The sequence below is a fragment of the Nonomuraea ceibae genome, assembly GCF_019396325.1.
GTDB classification, from domain to species: Bacteria; Actinomycetota; Actinomycetes; order Streptosporangiales; family Streptosporangiaceae; genus Nonomuraea; species Nonomuraea ceibae.
On the sequence record NZ_JAHKRO010000007.1, the window covers coordinates 91,209 to 106,599 of the forward strand.

The following is a 15,391-nucleotide window of genomic DNA, read 5'->3' on the forward strand; positions in this document are numbered from 1 at the left end:
TCCTTAAGAGATGGAGCGGGGAGCGCGCGGTGGTGCGCTCCCCGCTTCGGCCGGTCCCGGGACCGGCCCGTTCAGCAGTGCGGCGGGCAGGGCTTCGGTCAGATGGCGCTGCACGGTGGGGCCCGTGGCGGCCACCAGGTGGTCGGGCGAGGCGGAGGCGACGGGTTCGAGCTTGAGGACGTAGCGGATCACGACCAGGCCGATGAGCTGAGTGGCGGCCAGCGCGGCCCGGGTAGGTGCCTCCTGTTCGCCGATACCAAGGTGCTCGAGCACCGGCCGCAGGACCTGGGTGGTGAGGAACTCGCGCAGGAGCCGCGCGATCCACTCGTTGCTCAAGCTGGAGCCCAGCAACGCCGCGGCCGCGCTGCCGGCGGGAGAGTCCCAGATGCCCAGGATGGCCCGCACCAAGGCGGCGCCGAGCTCGGCGCGAGGTGCCGTCAGGACCTTCGGCATCAGGTCCGCCGGGTCGAACGGGGCGCTGACGCAGGCCAGGAAGAGCTTGTCCTTCGCGCCGAAATAGTGGTGAACCAGCGCCGGGTCGACCTCGGCGCGGGTGGCGACGGCCCTGATGGAGGCGCTGTCGTAACCCTTGTCGGCGAACAGGTGGCGGGCAGCGGCGAGGATCGCCTCCCGAGTGTCGGGATTGCCGGGGCGGCGTCCGGCCCGCAAACGCGCGATCGGGCTGTCGCGGTCGCTCGTCTGATTCACAGCAGTTTGTCGAGGGTGATGGGCAGGTCGAGGACACGTCTGCCGGTGGCGTGCCGTACGGCGTTGGCCACGGCGGCGGCGACGCCGGTGATGCCGACCTCGCCGATGCCGAGCAGGCCGAGCGGCGTCGTGGGGTCGGGCTCGTTCAGGTAGTGCACGTCGATGTGGGGGACGTCGGCGTGCACCGGCAGGTGATACTCCGACAGACTCGGGTTGACGATCCGCCCGTCGCGGCCGTCGATGAGGGTCTGCTCCGACAGGGCCATGCCGATGCCCATCACGATGCCGCCACGCAGCTGACTGGCCGCCGTCTTGGCGTTGATCACGGTGCCGACGTCGAAGACGCCGAGCCAGCGCGAGACGCGTACCTCCATGGTGTCGGGATCCACCCGGACCTCGCAGAACTGCGCGCCGGTCGCCGCCCGCACCTTCCGGCGTCGTTCGAGCACGGTGCGGGCGACGAAGCCGAGCATGCCCGCCTTGGACTCGGCTTCCAGGTGGTCGCGGCCGGCCGCGGTCAGGATCTCGGCGTAGGTCTGGCTGCCGCGGGCGTGGTGGAGGCCGCCGTCGCGGGCCTGCAGCTCCTCCAGCTTGCGGCCGCGCAGGGGTGAGCCGGGCGCCCGGCGGGCCAGGGCGAGGGCGGACTTCTTCAGCTTGGCGCAGGCGTCGATCACGCCCGCCGCCGCGCTGGCGGTCTGCACCGAGCCGATCGCACCGGGGCCGGGCGGCAGGTCGGAGTCGCCGTACTCCACATGGACGGACTCCAGCGGGACGCCCATCTCGTCGGCGGCGATCTGGGCCTGCACGGTCGCGGTGCCCATGCCCATCTCGTGCATGCCGCTGCGCACCACGAGCGTGCCGTCGGCCTCCAGCCGGACGGTGACCTGCGCGGGCATGCGCATCGACGGGTGGAAGGCGGTTGCCACGCCCATGCCGACCAGCCAGCGGCCGTCGCGCATGACGCCGGGGCGCGGGTCGCGCTCGCTCCAGCCGAACCGCTCGGCGCCCAGCGCGTACGCCTCCTTGAGCATGCGGTGGGTGAACCGCTGCCCGCCCACCGGGCCCCGCTCGGGCTCGTTGCGCATGCGCAGCTCGATCGGATCCATGCCCAGTTGCCAGGCGAGTTCGTCCATGGCCGATTCCACGGCGAAGGTGCCGATGGACTCGCCGGGGGCGCGCATGAAGGTGTTGGGCAGCAGGTCGAGCTGGACGACGTTCTGGGCCAGATGGATGTTGGGAGCGGCGTACAGGTGGTGGGAGGCCGCGGTGATCGGCTCGGGCATGCCGCCGATCCGGGCGGTTCTGGAGACGCTGGTGTGGATCAGTGCGGTCAGCCGTCCTGCCGCGTCAGCGCCGAGCGCGACCCGCTGGGCGCTGGGGGTGCGGCCGCCGACGGTGTGGTAGACGCCCGCTCGGGTGAGCGCGAGCCGTACGGCGCGGCCGGTCGCCCGTGCCGCCAGCGCGGCCAGCAGGGTGCCCGCCCAGGCGCGCGACTTGCCGCCGAACGCGCCGCCGACGTACGGCGACAGGATCCGGACCGACGTCTCCGGCACCCCGAACCGCTGCGCCAGGTGTTTGCGCAGCCAGGGGATGTTCTGCGCGCCCTCGTGCAGCGTCAGGTGGTCGCCGTCCCACACGGCGGTCGTGGCGTGCGGCTCGATCGCGTTGTGGTTGTACGGCGGCGTGCTGAAGCGCAGGTCCACCGAGACCGGCGCGGCGGCCAGCGCGGCGTGCGCGTCTCCCTTGTCGGCCCCGCTCTCCATGATCGGAATGCCCTTTTCCGGGACCGCGTTCGGCTCTTCGGCCGCGAAGTCCACCGAGGCGGGCAGCTCCTGGTACGACGGCCGCACCAGCGACGCCGCGTACCGGGCCGTCTCGGGCGTCTCGGCGACCACGACCGCGATCGGCTGACCGTTCCAGTGCACCTCGTCCGTGGCCAGGTAGTTGACCGAGGTGCCCGAGGCGATCGAGCTGAGGTCGAGGACACTCATCTTGGGCGCGGGCTTCATCGCCGGCGCGTTCTCGTGGGTGAGCACGTCGATCACGCCACGCACCGCGCGTGCCGCCGTCGTGTCGAGGGCGGTGATGCGGCCGCGCGCGATCGTGGCGTGCACGAGCGCCGCGTAGGCCAGGTCCGGATAAGGGAACTCGGCGGCGAAGCGAGCCTGGCCGGTCGTCTTGGCCGGGCCGTCGCGCCGGTCGACGCCCTGGCCGACGTACGTGGACTTGCCGGTCGCGGGCTCGGTCTCGGCGTACTTGACGCTCATCGCGCCGCTCCCTCGTTCAGCTCGCGCAGCGTGGCCACGATGGTGGAGACGGCCAGGGTCGTCTTGAACGCGTTCCCCTGCCGTACGGTCGCGGACGCGAATTCGGCCTCGGCCGCCCGGCGGAAGGCCGCATCGTCCGCGGGTCCGCCGGTCAGGAGCCGCTCGGCCTCCCGGGCACGCCAGGGTTTGGGCGCCACGCCGCCGAGCGCCAGCCGTACCTCGCTGATCGTCCCGTCGTCAACCCCCAGGGCCGCGGCGACCGAGACCAGGGCGAAGGCGTAGGAGGCGCGGTCGCGGACCTTGCGGTAGCGGGAGCGGGCCGCGACCGGAACGGGCGGCAGCTCGACCGCCGTGATCAGGTCACCGGCCTCCAGCGCGGTCTCGACCTGCGGAGTGTCGCCGGGCAGCCGGTGCAGGCCGGCCAGCGGGACGCGCCGCGTGCCGCTCACGCCGCGCACCTCCACCTCGGCGTCCAGCGCGGCCAGCGCCACGCACATGTCGGACGGGTGGGCGGCGATGCAGTGGTCGCTCACGCCCAGGATCGCGCAGCCGCGGTTGAACCCCTCCAGCGCGTCACAGCCGCTGCCCGGCTCGCGCTTGTTGCAGGCCGAGGCGATGTCGTAGAAGTAGGGGCAGCGGGTGCGTTGCAGCAGGTTGCCGCCCACGGTGGCCATGTTCCGGAGCTGGCCGGAGGCTCCCGACAGTAGCGCCTGCGACAGCACCGGATAGCGGGCGCGCACCCGCCGGTCGGCGGCCAGGGTGCTGTTGCGCACCATCGCGCCGACCCGCAGCCCGCCGCCGGGCAGCTCCTCCACCGTGTCGTACGGCAGGCCGGTGACGTCCACAAGGGTGTCGGGCTGCTCGACGCCCTCGCGCATCAGGTCGACCAGGTTGGTGCCGCCGCCCAGGAACTTCGTGCCGGGCTCGGCGGCGGCCTGGACCGCCGACTCGACGTCGGCAGCCTTGACGTAGGCGAACGGTCTCATCCTGAGACCTCCATGATCGCGTCCACGATGCCGTTGTAGGCGCCGCAGCGGCACAGGTTGCCGCTCATCCGCTCCCTGACCTCGGCCTCGGTCAATGGCCCGGAGTCGGCCACGGCGCTGGGCATCCCCGCGGTGTGCTCGGCCAGCATGCCGATCGCCGAGCAGATCTGGCCTGGGGTGCAGTAGCCGCACTGGAAGCCGTCGTGGCGGATGAACGCCTCCTGCAGCGGATGCGACACCCCCTCGATCGTGGTGATCTCGCGGCCGTCGTACTGGACGGCCAGCGCCAGGCAGGAGTTGATCCGCACGCCGTCGGCCAGCACCGTGCACGCGCCGCAGGCGCCCTGGTCGCAGCCCTTCTTCGGCCCTGTCACGCCGAGCCGCTCGCGCAGCGCGTCCAGCAGGCTGACCCACGGCTCCACCTCGAGCGAGGCGACGGAGCCGTTCACCTTCATCCGTATCTCGGGCACGGGCTTCTCCTGCCGGGTCCAGCATTGGAACTTCGCTTGATGTTATGATTATCAGTGTGTCACAGCGAGACGGTGACGGTCCAGGGGAGGCGCGGATGCCGGACACCGACGGCCGCGTTCCCGTCGACCTCGTGGAGGCCGCCCTGCGGGCCGCCGAACGGCTGGGCAAGGACGTCGCCGACGTGCCCGTCCTGGCGATCGCCCAGGAGGCCGGCGTCTCCCGGAGCACCCTGCTGCGCCGCGTCGGCGGCTCCCGCCAGGCCCTCGACGCGGCCGTACGCGCCGCCGGGGTGGACCCCGGCGGGCAGCGCCCGGTGCGCGAACGCGCGATCGAGGCGGGCGCCCGCCTGATCGGCGAGCACGGCCTGGCCGCCCTCACCCTCGACGCGGTCGCCACCGCCGCCCGCTGCTCGCTGCCCAGCCTGTACGTCACCTTCGGCGGCCGGGACGAATTGCTGCGGACCATCTTCGAACGCCACATGCCGCTCCTGAACGTCGAGGACGTGGTCACCGACACGCCCGCCGACCTGAGCCGGACCGTGAACCGGATCTACCTGCTGCTGGCCGAAGCGCTCACCCGCGAGCCCAGGGTGATGCCGGCCATGCTCGCCGAAGCGCTGGCCCGTCCGGGCGAGCCCGCCCTGCGGCGCCTGCTGGAGCACTTCACCCCCCGCAAGCTCGCCGGCCTCGGCGGATGGCTGGCCAACGAAATGGCAGCCGGACGCATCCGCCCCCTGCCGATGCCGCTGCTCATCCAGCAGCTCATCGCCCCGGCCGTGATGCACTTCGTGCTGCGCCCCGCCCTCGACCAGGTCCCCGGCTTCGACCTGCCCAGCATGGAGGAGACCTGTGCGGTCTTCGCCGAGGCGTTCCTGCGCGCCGTCGCCACCCCCGAAGCCGGGATCGAGCACACGTAGGCCCCACCCACCACCTCGCAAGGAGCAGACCATGTCCGAAGCTCCACAACTGCCGGTCCAGATGCGACGCGACGGGTTCGACCCCGTCGAGGAGCTGACCCGGATCCGCGACGGCGAAGGCGTCGTGCGGACGATGACGCCGTTCGGCATGCCCGCCTATATGCTCTGCCGTTTCGACGACGTCCGCCAGATGCTGTCGGACCCGGTCCGGTTCAGCAGCAACAGGCCCGCCCCGTTCACCCTGGCCGCCGGAAGCGACATCAGCGAGGACGATCAGGCCCGGCTGCGGGCCGGCAACCTGATCGGATTCGACCCGCCGGAGCACACGCGGCTGCGCAAGATGCTCACCGCCGAGTTCACGATGCGCAGGATGCGCCGGCTCGAACCACGCATCACCGAGATCGTCGAATCCGCCCTCGACGACCTGGAGCGCGCGGGCAAGCCGGCCGACCTGATCGCCCACTTCGCGCTGCCGGTGCCGTCCCTGGTGATCTGCGAACTGCTGGGCGTGCCCTACTCCGACCGCGGCGAGTTCCAGGCACGCTCGGCCCGCATGCTGGACATGTCGTCACCGATGCAGGAGCGGCTGGCGGCATCGCGGGAGAACCGCGCGTACATGGCCGGCCTGGTCGCCGAGGCGCAGGCGCGACCCGGCGAGGACATGCTGGGCATGCTGGTCCGCGAACACGGCGACGACCTCAGCACCGACGAGCTCGTCGGCATCTCGGGGCTGCTGCTGATCGCCGGGCACGAGACCACCGCCAACATGCTCGGCCTGGGTGTCCTGGCCCTGCTGCGCCACCCCGACCAGCTCGCCATGGTCCGCGACGACCCCGCCCGGATCGAACCGGCCGTGGAGGAGTTGCTGCGCTGGCTGTCCATCCTGCACACGATGCCGCCCCGCATCACCACGACCGACGTGGAGATCGCCGGGCAGACCATCCCGGCGGGGTCGCTCGTGACCGCCTCCCTGCCCGCCGCCAACCGCGACCCCGCCTTCATCGACGATCCCGACCGCCTCGACATCACCCGCGGAGACCTCGGCCACCTCGCGTTCGGCCACGGCGTGCACCACTGCCTCGGAGCGCCACTGGCCCGCGCGGAGATGCGCATCGCCTTCCCCGCCCTGTTCCGGCGCTTCCCCCTCCTCGCCCTGGCCGACCCCTTCGATCAGATCGAGTACCGCGCCTTCAACGCCATCTTCGGCCTGAAGTCACTGATGCTCACCTGGTGACATGGCAGGCGCGGGAGGAACTCTTTTCGCGTCTGAATCAACGGGCTGTGAGCAGGCGTTAAGAGAAGACGTGATGATCGGCGGGACGGCGTGTCGGCGAGGCCGCGTCCAGGGACGACGTCGGCGGTGGCACGTGCCGTGTCAGGTGGAGGGGATGCGGATCACACGGTCGTCGTCGGCGGCAGGCCGCCCGCAAGATGGCCACGATCGAGTGGAAGGCCGGAGGGTCTTCGGCTAGTACCGAAGAGCCTCCGGCCGTCTCCCGTGACGGCATGTACTAGAAGTCGAACTCACCCTTCTTCGCACCATCGACGAACGCTGCCCAGACGGACGGTGAGACCACATACGGAGCGAGATCGAGGCGCTCCGTGTCGCGCAAGCCCACCCGGCCGTCAGGCAGGGGCGCCACTTCCAAGCAGTCACCGCTATCGCCAGAGCGGGTGGCCTTCCGCCATGCAGCGTTCTTGAGAAGTTCTTCGGTCAGTTCGTCCATTTCTCTGCCATCTCCCTTATGAGCTGCAGCGAAGCTCGACGGGGCAGGGCTTCGTTGTGCAGCATCTCGTACTTCAGCCTGACCTCGCGGACGCGTTCGCTGTCGGCCGTGATCTGGCCTGTGATGATGGACTCGAGGTAGACCATATCTGGCATCCCTGGCCCGCCAGCGAGAATGAAAGCTCCTTGCAAGCCGGTGGTCAGCCAGGAGTTGTGCGGGAGCACGCGGATGTTGATGCGGGGGTGCTCATCCAGGGCGGCCAAGTGAGCCATCTGCTCGGCCATCACCGCCTCACTGCCGGTCGGTCGGGTCAGGACTCCTTCATCCAGTATCGCCCATAGGGTAGGCCCTCTGTCACGCTGAAGTACACGCTGGCGTTCCAAGCGTGCGGCGACATTGTGTTCGACCTCGTCAGAGGTGATGGCGGGTCTGCCGCTGAAGATGGCTCGTGCATACTCCGGAGTCTGGAGCAGGCCAGGAACGATCAGTGGCTGCCAGGTTTGCAGGGTGTCTGCCTGCTGTTCGATCTCCGCCAGTTGAGCCAGCCAGATGGGCCATCGGGTGGCGTATTCGACGGTCTCGCGCCAACGGGCTAGCAGCCCGCCATCTGCTCCAAGTGCAGAGTCGGCGGCGCGGACGAAGTCTTCATGCGCTGGGCGCTCTCCACGCTCGACCATGCTGATCTTCGATACTGACCAGCCGAGCATTGCAGCGAGTTCCTTTTGCCGCTTCCCTGCAGCTATGCGGTAATCACGAAGATGGGCACCGAATTCAACTCTCGGTGCTTTCAATTCGGCTTCCGGCTCGCCGTTTTCCATGGTAATGAAGCCTCCGTCCCGAGAACACACGAGAAAAGCACAGGCATGTGTAGTAGCACACCTGGTTCGTGCCTGGGAAGTGCTTCGCATTGGGGCCATCACGCAGGCGTTTTCTGAGATGGTCTCCTCAGATCAGCTTGAACCACGCCGACCAGCTACACGAAGCGGCGAGCAGACGTGTTAATCATTTCGCGCATTCTTCACATAGAAGCACCGGTGATCGGGAAGTAGCGAGGCAAATTCGGTGATCTATCCCATGACCCCCATCATCCACTTTGAGGAACTCGGATTCACCCAGCTACCGTGCAGCGATCAGGCACCATATCTGGCACGGCAGAAGGTTCGTGCGTGGCTGGGAACCGAGCGTGCCGCCTTCGAGATCGCAATGTTGGTGACCTCGGAGCTGGTCACCAACGCCGTGAAGTACGCCGACGCCACCACTGCTGACGGCTCCCCTGGCCAGATCACGCTCAAGTTGTCTCAGGACGAGTCCATCCTGCGGCTGGTGGTGACCGATCCCGGTTCACGCTGTTCGGCACCGGCCCGCATCCCGACGCAGGGGCCGAATCTGCATTCCGAACACGGGCGTGGGCTGGCGATCGTGGACAACCTGTCGCGCGGCCGGTGGGGAAGCTACCGGCTGCCCAGTGGTGGATACCGCTGCGTGTGGTGCCACCTCGACCGGGAGCCCACCCCGGCGCAACTAGAGGAACTCTTCCACACCCCGATCTAGCCAGCGGAGGAGCCTCACCCTGGAGTTCTGGCTGACATCAGAGAAACAAGAGCTTCTGTGCGACGCCATCACCTGATCGTGCTCTTACCGCTGTTCGTCACTGCCGGTTTCGGCGGCTGGATCACCGCCTCCCCCGGAAGCGTGCCGCTCCCGGTCATCGTCGCGGTGCTCGTGCTGGGGCAGAGCGTCTTCGTCGTTGCCGTGCTCGGGCACCACTTGTGGGCCCGCCGCCGACAAACCAATGACCGCTCCCTGTTCAGCCGGTGATCGCCTCGGCCCGCGATCCCTACCTCACGCTTGTTCCCATCTCTCGTACAGGAAGGCTCTCCCGTGTCCCGTGACAAGGTGCTCTCCGCGCTGGCGCTGCTCCTGACAGGCGGGTTCGTTGCATTCGTTCTTTTGACGCCCGCCCGCCTGGCGCGGACGGTGCCTCAGACGGTGCTCAGCGTCATCCTCTTCGGCGTCGTTGCAGTGATCGCGCGGAAGGTCTACCTCGCGGCGTTCGACCAGCCGCAACCAGCCCCCCGAAATCCTGACCGTTCCAGCCCATCCTCGTGGGAGATCGTCATGCCCGTACCCATCCCCGCCGACGTGGCCGAGCAGGCCGCCACCTACCTCGCCGAGCTGCGAGTCTTGCTGGAAGAACGAGGCTTGCACGCCCGCCTTCTTACCCCTGCCGGGCTGATGCCGCGCCTACGGGTCATCAACCCTGACTGCGCCTCGCTGTGTGAGGTGGTCACCGCCGCGCCGCTCGATGGCGAGTGGAGCTTGTGGTGGTCCTGGGCCGAACAGATCACCGGTGTCGGTGACATGGCCACCGCTGCCGAACGGATCGGCCACGTGCTGACCCCGGCAGCACCGTCGGCCCGCCTGACCCCACAGGCGTAGACCACCCCAGGGCGCGTGGCCCACCCCGGGCAGTGAACCGGGAAGCGTCCCTCGCCGCCGCCGTACGGCGTCAGGGCACGCACCCCCGACCCGACCGGCCGACGCCGGACGGGTTCCCGACCCCTGTCAGCCACAGCCGCTGAGCGGGCGGATCCCTGTGGCTGACAGCGCCCTCACTCGGCCATGTCCGGGAAGCCGGGTGAGGGCACCCCGAACTTTCTTGAGCATGCCGGACCGAGCCCAGGCGGGCTGGTGCGCTCCCGAGATAGCAGTGACCGCAAACGCCTCATGCACTAGCGCGGACGCGGTCGCCTCAAGGTGGCCGGCCGGAAGAGGACAACGGCCAGCCACCTCCCGAAGACGATCACGGCGGGTGCCCCCCGTCCGCCTGATCGTCGCCAGGGCGGCCCCTGTCGGGGAGGGGAGTGTCGCGGCAGCGGAGGCGTGACGCGACGGGCCGCCCACCCCCGAAATCGTCCGACGGCAAGCACCTCCCCTCCCCAAAGGGTGCTGCCGCTGGACCCGGCGGAAGAGAGCGGAGGCCGGTCATCCTGTGCGGCTGACCGGCCTCCGCATACACCTCGTCCTTCCTGCCTGGCGGGTGGCGTCGGACTGGTTGGCCTGGTCGGCAGGGGCACTACCGACCCACCGGCCTGTCCCACCTCGGCGTTGGACCGGGTTCCGGTTGTGCTCGGCCGAGGTGGGACCGGCCGGGGCGCGGGCACCGGCGATCCGGTCAGGAACGCGGCGGTCGCCTCGGCCGCGGGTGCGGCTGCTTCGAGGTAGACGCTGGTGTAGGTAGCGGGTGAAGGACGCGGTCTTGTGCCCCAGAACCTCGTGCACGAGCTTGATGTCCACTCCGGCTGCCAGCATCGCGGTGGCCGCCAGATGGCGCGGGTCGTGCAGCCGGATCGGCGGCAGCCCGGCCTGGTAGCAGATCTGGTAGAAGCGGTCGGTCACGTGCTGGGGTGTAGGGGCCGGCCGAGCTCGTCGGTGAAGACGAACCCCGACTCGACCCAGTCCTCGCCTGCGGCCAGCCGTTCTTTCGCCTGTCGCGTGTGGTGTTCCTTCAGCAAGCCCATGCTCTCGGCGTCGACGACGATCTCGCGGCTGGGATCGATCCGGCCCTGAGGGATGCGGGCACGGGTGAGCTTCTTGGCGGTGGTGATGCCCCACCTCCAGGCCATCATCTGGAAGAACTCCAGCCGCGAGCTGTCGGCGCGGCGCGTGCTGGGCCTGCTCATGGCTGGTGGCTCAGGCGTGCCGGAGGGGTTGCCCGTGGCGGTGCTGTTGCTCATGCCTTCGCCTCCCGCCCCGCCGAACTGCTGCTCGGGGCCTCTGCCGGGGAGGCCGGCGGGAGTGCCTTCGCCTGGGTCAGGAACGTTCGAGCCGCGTCTTGCCGGATGAGGGCCAAGGCCCGCTCGAAGTGGGCCAGGGCGAGTTCGTGCTCGCAGCGCAGCCCGAGCATGCGGAAGTTCGTAGCGGTGTCGAGCGCGCTGGCGTCGTCGTCCAGATACGGGCTGATCCAGGCGACGAACCTGGCCACCGTCTGCTCCGAAGGCAGGCCCCGGCCACCTCGGGCGTGCCGAATGTGCCGGTCAACGAGCAGCCACCACCCGGCGAGTATCTGGGCGTGCAGAGTGTCGTAGAGCACCTCGGCGCTCAACCGCTCGCCCCGGCCCAGCCGCCGTCCGATGATGTCGGCGTTGTGCTGCCGCATCTGGCGGGCCTGGGCGATCACCACCTCCACCGACAGCGGCTCGCGTGGGTTGAGGTCGGAGGTGACGGCAGTGCCGGTGTCGGGTGCAGGAGCCGGGGCATCCGGGTGTTGTGGGTTCCGCATGGGACTGTCCTTCGTCGCGTGGTGAAGCCAGCACCGGGGCGCGCTGGCGCGGGGTGTTGGTCGTTCATGGCGCGTCCGCCGACGCCGGTGGCATCACCGGGGATGCTGCTGGGTCGTCGGCGTGGCGGTGGTTCACCGGCGCGTTCGGATCCGGGATGTCGGCTTGGCGACGGACCCGGCGAGGTGGTGGGTCAGGAGCTGGCCGCTGGCGTTGAGGAAGTCGCGGGCGGCGATGCGCGAGGCGTGGGCGACCGCATGCTCGAACAGCGTCCCCGGCCGCCCGGCCGGGGCCTCGTTCGTGAGGTAGTGGCGGGTCCAGGAGCGCACCCACCGCACCGCGTGATCACAGGCCGGCCTGTTGGCCGTGATCTGCACGTCCACCAGATCCCACCAGGCGCGCGAGGACCGGGTGTACTCGGTGGCGAACAACTGCTCGCCTGATAGCCAGCGTCCGTTCTGCAGGGCGGCGACCGCCTCAGCCGCCGCAGCGTAATGCGCGTGACGCGCGGCGCTGATCTTCTCGGATATCAGCTCATCCAACGAGCGCCGCGTCTGCCCGGTCGAGGAGTTGGTGATGTCGGAGGCTGGGGCGGCGGTGGGCGGCCCGTCATCCAGGAGCGGGGGCCCGGGCTGGTAGCGGTCATTCATCGCATGCGTTCCTTTCGTCGGGTGACATGGGCAGGTGAGAGGTGAGGGTCATGGGGTGACCGCCGGTCCGGCGCTCCGCCCTCGCCACTACAAGCAGAGGGCGGGCGAAACCATGCGGGCAGCGCGTGCCAGCCCGACTGTCACAGCCGGTACTCGCTGGCCGAACCTGCAGGCTCGGCAGCGGCGAGCGAGGCGGCGTGAGTGGCAAGGCCGTCGTCCGAGCAGGCATCTCGTACGGGCGGCGGGGTGAGCGCGTCGGCGAGATTCTGGGTGGCGTCCAGGAAGGCACGCGCGCCGCCCCGGCGGGACTCGGCCATCGCCAGGGCGAACAAGCCGCCATTGGTCAGCGGGCGGCGTTGATCAGGAGGTCCTGGGCCCGTTGCCGGACGATCTCCAGCGCGGTCGCACCGTCGACGGTCTCCTCGCGGCCGTGGGTGAGGTCGGTGACCTGCTGCCACCATGACATCCGCTGGTAGGCGTAGGCGATGCGGCCCAGGTCCTTGTCGCGCAACGTGCCTTCGTCGTCGAGGGAGGCGATGCGGTTGAGTGCCTCGCCGAGCTCATGCCGGGCGAGGGTGGCGTTGTGCAGGGCCAGGTCTTCGAGTCGTCCCATGATGAACTCCTTCGCGATCAGGTGATGGGGTCGTTCGATGGGGTCGCCCGGCCGGGCGCGGGCATTGTCGGCCGAGGGCATGGGCGGGACCGAGGGGATCGTCGGTGGGGGCCGCTCCAGCGCGCACGCCGCGTGTGGGCGTGGATTCGGCGCGAGCGGCGTGGCTGCGCGCAGGGTTACGCCGTCCGGCTGAGATGCCCGGCGCGGCTCCGTGAGGGGGCCGCGCCGGGGCGGTCCGGTCAGACCGTGGAGAGCATCCGGAAGGCGCGGGCCTTGATCTTGGCGTTGTCGTGGTCATCGAGCAGGGCGCGCTCGGCGCGGACGGTGGCCACATCGCGGCTACCGAACACTGGGCTCTGGTGGTCCAGCCGCTCGGTCACCGCGTTGTAGGCCGCCCACCGCGTGTTACGGATCGGCTCTTGCGTAGGGGCGTAGGCGAACAGGTGCTCAAGCTGACGCAGAGTCAGCTCACGGTTCTTGCGCGCCAGGTCCTTAGCGCCCGGCGGGATCGGGTACAGGACCTGGCTGAACTTGCGGAACTCGGCGAAGTTCATCGGTGCCGCCAGGAGCTTCTCGGCCTCGGCCGCGAAGGCTTCCCCGTGCTTCCACGTGAGCTTGAGCGCCTCGCGCGCCTCGGCGATGCGCCCGGCCACGTTGCCGGTGTGCCGGACGGTGAACTTGGAGGCGTGGTTGGCCAGCGCGGCCCGTTCGGTGTTGGCGCACACCACCCGGACCGGGGTCGCGACCGTCGTGAACGCGCCCCACCCGTCATGCCGGGAGAACGCCGCCAAGTACAGGTCGATCTGATCGAGCCCGCCCACCATGAGCGGCTCAGGCAGCCGCATCGTGACGAACACCCGCCGCCCGCCGTTCAGCGACCCGCCCGTGTCGAAGATCGCCCCGGACTCGTCCACCAGCGTCTGTAGGAAGTCGGTGACGTCCTCGTTCTGCAGGACCTGATACTCCTTACCGACGCGGCCGAGGCGCTGCGGCTGGCCAGTGACCGGGTTGGTGCGCACCACCAGGAAGTCCTCGTCCGTGACCACCGGCTGGCCGGTGACCGGGTCGGTGACCTGACCGACCGGCACCTTGCGCACGTTCCACCCGGCCAGCTGCGCGTTGGACAGGAGCTCCTCGGCGGTCATCGGGCCGGGCGCGGTGTAGCCGAGTCCGTGCCAGCCGGGCTTCCCGGCGGCGGCGAATACGGCCGAACCGTTGGCGAAGATCTCGATCTCGTGAGCCATGGCAGTGCCTTTCTGATGTGGGGTTTTCGGTGTGTGGGGACGTGGCACAGACGCGATGCCGCGATGGGTGTCAGGGGGGGGTCGGCCCCCGGCCCCGTGCGGGCCGCTGTGCCGGTGATCAGTGGGTGCTGGGCGTTCGTCCGGCGCGGGGCCGGGAGCCGTGCGCGGACGTGTTGCGGGCCGGTGCGGGCGGGGCGGTAGGGGTGTCCCGCCCACTACCCGGGCTGGGGCGGGCGGGCCGGTAAGGGCGGCCCGCCCCACCTCGGGGTTCAGGCCGCGTCGGCGTCCTCGTCGACGTCCGGGTCGTGGGTGTCGGCGGGCGCGGCGGGGGTGGGCTTGGCGGCGGGGGCGGCGAGGGTGGGCTTGGCAGTGGGGGCGAGGCCGAACCGGCGGGGCCGCTCACACGTCAGCACCGCCTCGCCGAGGCTGACCAGCCGGTCCAGGGCATTGGCCACCGCACCGGACGATCGGTTGATGACCTTCCCGATCTCGTACGGGGTGAAGTCCTTGCCCGGGAACTCGACCAGGTGCGCGTACACCATGTCCCGCAACGCACCCGGCCGAACCGCATCCCCCGCGCCCGCGCCGCTACCGGCACCCGGACGGGCCGCCGACACCGCACGGGCCGGGGCGGCGTTGCCAGTCAGCGCCGCCCGCGCATTGCGGTGTGCTGAGGCGACCTTGGTCATCGCCATTTCCAGGCACCCCAACGCCATCACGGCGTTCCCCTCGTCCTTCGCCGAAATCACTCCGCCGAACAGGTCGACCAACTCTGCCAGTTCGGCGTGCGCCCGTGCCCATGCCGGGTCGTCCGCCACCGGCACAGACACCGGCCCGGACTGGTCTGCCTCGGTGACCACGTCGAGGTCACCGTCCGCCCCGCCCGAATCCTGACCGGATGCCTCACTGGCGATCAGGTCCTCCTCGCCGATCGGCTCATCCGCCGAGGCCGAATCGGCCGAACCGATCGCGGCCGGAGCCGTGTCCGTCCCCGGCGCGGGCACCGCGTCAACCTCCGGGGTGTCGGCGTCCGTACCGGGCGCGATGATCCCCTCGGGCGCGGCATCCGGCATCTCGGGGGCCGGGACGGGCGCGTCAGCGGTACCGGTCGGCTCCGCGTCGGCGTCGGCGTCGGCGTCGGTGACGGCGTCGGTGACGGTGTTGGTGACGGGTTCGGGGGTGATCGGGAACCATCGGTCAGCCGCCCGCCCGCGCCCGCCCTCGCTCACGCCCGGCTCCCGCTGCGCCCGGCCGTTCGCCTCGAAGTCGTTGAGGATCTTCCCCGCCGCCATCCGGCTCAGGCCCGCCGCCGCCCCGATCGCCGCGGCCGACCCGCCCGGCTCGGCGTTCAGCGCCGCCCACACCGCCGCCACAGGCCCGTCGGCATCCGGGGCGGGTCAGCGCCGGAGGCCGCGGTTGCGGCGCTGTCAGGGGCCGTGAGGGGCGCGGTGGCGGCCGTTGCGGTAACGGCGCTTTCCGCATCAGCGGGGATGGTTTCGGTAGCGGTCATTTCCGGGGTGTGAATAGCC

Annotated in this window: 19 protein-coding genes; 5 read left to right on the forward strand and 14 right to left on the reverse strand. The window is 70.2% G+C overall.

Translation table 11 applies throughout. The features are described 5' to 3' along the window. Nucleotides 1–3: 3 nt before the first annotated feature. Genes KME80_RS07345 through KME80_RS07360 form a run of 4 tightly spaced genes read right to left on the reverse strand, consistent with a single transcriptional unit; the run spans nucleotide 4 to nucleotide 4,416 of the window. Complete coding sequence (locus KME80_RS07345; RefSeq protein WP_219501782.1) at nucleotides 4–708, reverse strand: TetR/AcrR family transcriptional regulator; 705 nt, start codon at nucleotides 706–708, stop codon at nucleotides 4–6. After that, entirely contained in the window at nucleotides 705–2,975 is a 2,271-nt protein-coding gene (locus KME80_RS07350; protein ID WP_219501784.1) for a xanthine dehydrogenase family protein molybdopterin-binding subunit, read from the reverse strand. The genes KME80_RS07345 and KME80_RS07350 overlap by 4 nt, the downstream gene beginning before the upstream one ends. Further along, nucleotides 2,972–3,961 carry an FAD binding domain-containing protein gene (locus KME80_RS07355; RefSeq protein ID WP_219501786.1) on the reverse strand — a complete coding sequence of 330 codons (990 nt, stop codon included), beginning with the start codon at nucleotides 3,959–3,961 and terminating at the stop codon, nucleotides 2,972–2,974. The genes KME80_RS07350 and KME80_RS07355 overlap by 4 nt, the downstream gene beginning before the upstream one ends. Continuing rightward, nucleotides 3,958–4,416, reverse strand: coding sequence for a (2Fe-2S)-binding protein (locus KME80_RS07360; protein WP_219501954.1), 459 nt, complete (start codon nucleotides 4,414–4,416; stop codon nucleotides 3,958–3,960). The genes KME80_RS07355 and KME80_RS07360 overlap by 4 nt, the downstream gene beginning before the upstream one ends. A 110-nt stretch (nucleotides 4,417–4,526) precedes the next feature. Here KME80_RS07360 and KME80_RS07365 point away from each other — a divergent pair, with 110 nt between their 5' ends. Together KME80_RS07365 and KME80_RS07370 are read left to right on the forward strand one after the other, a co-directional pair. After that, entirely contained in the window at nucleotides 4,527–5,348 is an 822-nt protein-coding gene (locus tag KME80_RS07365) for a TetR/AcrR family transcriptional regulator (protein WP_219501788.1), read from the forward strand. A 31-nt stretch (nucleotides 5,349–5,379) separates the two neighbouring features. Next, entirely contained in the window at nucleotides 5,380–6,582 is a 1,203-nt protein-coding gene (locus tag KME80_RS07370; RefSeq protein WP_246644275.1) for a cytochrome P450, read from the forward strand. Nucleotides 6,583–6,859: 277 nt separating this feature from the next. Here the strand turns inward: KME80_RS07370 and KME80_RS07375 are convergent, their stop codons facing one another. Together KME80_RS07375 and KME80_RS07380 are read right to left on the reverse strand one after the other, a co-directional pair. Then, the gene (locus tag KME80_RS07375) at nucleotides 6,860–7,075 is read right to left on the reverse strand and encodes a DUF397 domain-containing protein (RefSeq protein WP_033411412.1); all 216 of its coding nucleotides are present in this window, start codon (nucleotides 7,073–7,075) and stop codon (nucleotides 6,860–6,862) included. Then, nucleotides 7,063–7,893 carry a helix-turn-helix domain-containing protein gene (locus KME80_RS07380; RefSeq protein WP_219501790.1) on the reverse strand — a complete coding sequence of 277 codons (831 nt, stop codon included), beginning with the start codon at nucleotides 7,891–7,893 and terminating at the stop codon, nucleotides 7,063–7,065. The genes KME80_RS07375 and KME80_RS07380 overlap by 13 nt, the downstream gene beginning before the upstream one ends. 256 nt (nucleotides 7,894–8,149) lie before the next feature. Here KME80_RS07380 and KME80_RS07385 point away from each other — a divergent pair, with 256 nt between their 5' ends. From KME80_RS07385 to KME80_RS07395, 3 genes are all read left to right on the forward strand, one after another. After that, nucleotides 8,150–8,626 (forward strand): ATP-binding protein, encoded by a 477-nt coding sequence (locus KME80_RS07385; RefSeq protein ID WP_219501792.1) that lies wholly within the window; start codon nucleotides 8,150–8,152, stop codon nucleotides 8,624–8,626. A gap of 57 nt (nucleotides 8,627–8,683) precedes the next feature. Continuing rightward, a complete protein-coding gene (locus tag KME80_RS07390) occupies nucleotides 8,684–8,893 on the forward strand; it encodes a hypothetical protein (protein ID WP_219501795.1) in 210 nt (69 codons plus the stop codon). Nucleotides 8,894–8,956: 63 nt separating this feature from the next. Continuing rightward, complete coding sequence (locus KME80_RS07395) at nucleotides 8,957–9,514, forward strand: hypothetical protein (RefSeq protein WP_219501796.1); 558 nt, start codon at nucleotides 8,957–8,959, stop codon at nucleotides 9,512–9,514. A 546-nt stretch (nucleotides 9,515–10,060) separates the two neighbouring features. Here the strand turns inward: KME80_RS07395 and KME80_RS07400 are convergent. The 8 genes from KME80_RS07400 to KME80_RS07435 form a co-directional block, all read right to left on the reverse strand. Continuing rightward, entirely contained in the window at nucleotides 10,061–10,474 is a 414-nt protein-coding gene (locus tag KME80_RS07400; protein ID WP_219501800.1) for a tyrosine-type recombinase/integrase, read from the reverse strand. After that, nucleotides 10,471–10,812, reverse strand: coding sequence for a hypothetical protein (locus KME80_RS07405; RefSeq protein ID WP_219501802.1), 342 nt, complete (start codon nucleotides 10,810–10,812; stop codon nucleotides 10,471–10,473). Before KME80_RS07405 ends, KME80_RS07400 begins: the two co-directional genes overlap by 4 nt. Further along, nucleotides 10,809–11,357, reverse strand: a complete 549-nt coding sequence (locus KME80_RS07410; protein ID WP_219501804.1) for a hypothetical protein — start codon at nucleotides 11,355–11,357, stop codon at nucleotides 10,809–10,811. Before KME80_RS07410 ends, KME80_RS07405 begins: the two co-directional genes overlap by 4 nt. 132 nt (nucleotides 11,358–11,489) lie before the next feature. Then, a complete protein-coding gene (locus KME80_RS07415; protein WP_219501806.1) occupies nucleotides 11,490–12,005 on the reverse strand; it encodes a hypothetical protein in 516 nt (171 codons plus the stop codon). Nucleotides 12,006–12,145: 140 nt separating this feature from the next. Beyond that, a complete protein-coding gene (locus KME80_RS07420) occupies nucleotides 12,146–12,337 on the reverse strand; it encodes a hypothetical protein (RefSeq protein WP_219501808.1) in 192 nt (63 codons plus the stop codon). Nucleotides 12,338–12,348: 11 nt separating this feature from the next. After that, nucleotides 12,349–12,618, reverse strand: a complete 270-nt coding sequence (locus tag KME80_RS07425) for a 14-3-3 family protein (RefSeq protein WP_219501810.1) — start codon at nucleotides 12,616–12,618, stop codon at nucleotides 12,349–12,351. Between the two features lie 239 nt (nucleotides 12,619–12,857). Further along, a complete protein-coding gene (locus tag KME80_RS07430) occupies nucleotides 12,858–13,862 on the reverse strand; it encodes a DUF932 domain-containing protein (protein WP_219501812.1) in 1,005 nt (334 codons plus the stop codon). A 269-nt stretch (nucleotides 13,863–14,131) separates the two neighbouring features. Next, nucleotides 14,132–15,154: a hypothetical protein gene (locus tag KME80_RS07435; RefSeq protein ID WP_219501813.1), complete on the reverse strand. Its 1,023-nt coding sequence runs from the start codon at nucleotides 15,152–15,154 to the stop codon at nucleotides 14,132–14,134. Nucleotides 15,155–15,391: the final 237 nt, after the last annotated feature.

What these genes read in the sequence shown, in the direction of transcription:
- KME80_RS07350 (WP_219501784.1), bottom strand. Translation starts at nt 2,975, where the DNA reads ATGAGCGTCAAGTACGCCGAGACCGAGCCCGCGACCGGCAAGTCCACG.
- KME80_RS07355 (WP_219501786.1), bottom strand. Translation starts at nt 3,961, where the DNA reads ATGAGACCGTTCGCCTACGTCAAGGCTGCCGACGTCGAGTCGGCGGTC.
- KME80_RS07360 (WP_219501954.1), bottom strand. Translation starts at nt 4,416, where the DNA reads ATGAAGGTGAACGGCTCCGTCGCCTCGCTCGAGGTGGAGCCGTGGGTC.
- KME80_RS07365 (WP_219501788.1), top strand. Translation starts at nt 4,527, where the DNA reads ATGCCGGACACCGACGGCCGCGTTCCCGTCGACCTCGTGGAGGCCGCC.
- KME80_RS07370 (WP_246644275.1), top strand. Translation starts at nt 5,380, where the DNA reads ATGTCCGAAGCTCCACAACTGCCGGTCCAGATGCGACGCGACGGGTTC.
- KME80_RS07375 (WP_033411412.1), bottom strand. Translation starts at nt 7,075, where the DNA reads ATGGACGAACTGACCGAAGAACTTCTCAAGAACGCTGCATGGCGGAAG.
- KME80_RS07380 (WP_219501790.1), bottom strand. Translation starts at nt 7,893, where the DNA reads ATGGAAAACGGCGAGCCGGAAGCCGAATTGAAAGCACCGAGAGTTGAA.
- KME80_RS07385 (WP_219501792.1), top strand. Translation starts at nt 8,150, where the DNA reads ATGACCCCCATCATCCACTTTGAGGAACTCGGATTCACCCAGCTACCG.
- KME80_RS07405 (WP_219501802.1), bottom strand. Translation starts at nt 10,812, where the DNA reads ATGAGCAACAGCACCGCCACGGGCAACCCCTCCGGCACGCCTGAGCCA.
- KME80_RS07410 (WP_219501804.1), bottom strand. Translation starts at nt 11,357, where the DNA reads ATGCGGAACCCACAACACCCGGATGCCCCGGCTCCTGCACCCGACACC.
- KME80_RS07415 (WP_219501806.1), bottom strand. Translation starts at nt 12,005, where the DNA reads ATGAATGACCGCTACCAGCCCGGGCCCCCGCTCCTGGATGACGGGCCG.
- KME80_RS07425 (WP_219501810.1), bottom strand. Translation starts at nt 12,618, where the DNA reads ATGGGACGACTCGAAGACCTGGCCCTGCACAACGCCACCCTCGCCCGG.
- KME80_RS07430 (WP_219501812.1), bottom strand. Translation starts at nt 13,862, where the DNA reads ATGGCTCACGAGATCGAGATCTTCGCCAACGGTTCGGCCGTATTCGCC.
- KME80_RS07435 (WP_219501813.1), bottom strand. Translation starts at nt 15,154, where the DNA reads ATGGCGGCGGGGAAGATCCTCAACGACTTCGAGGCGAACGGCCGGGCG.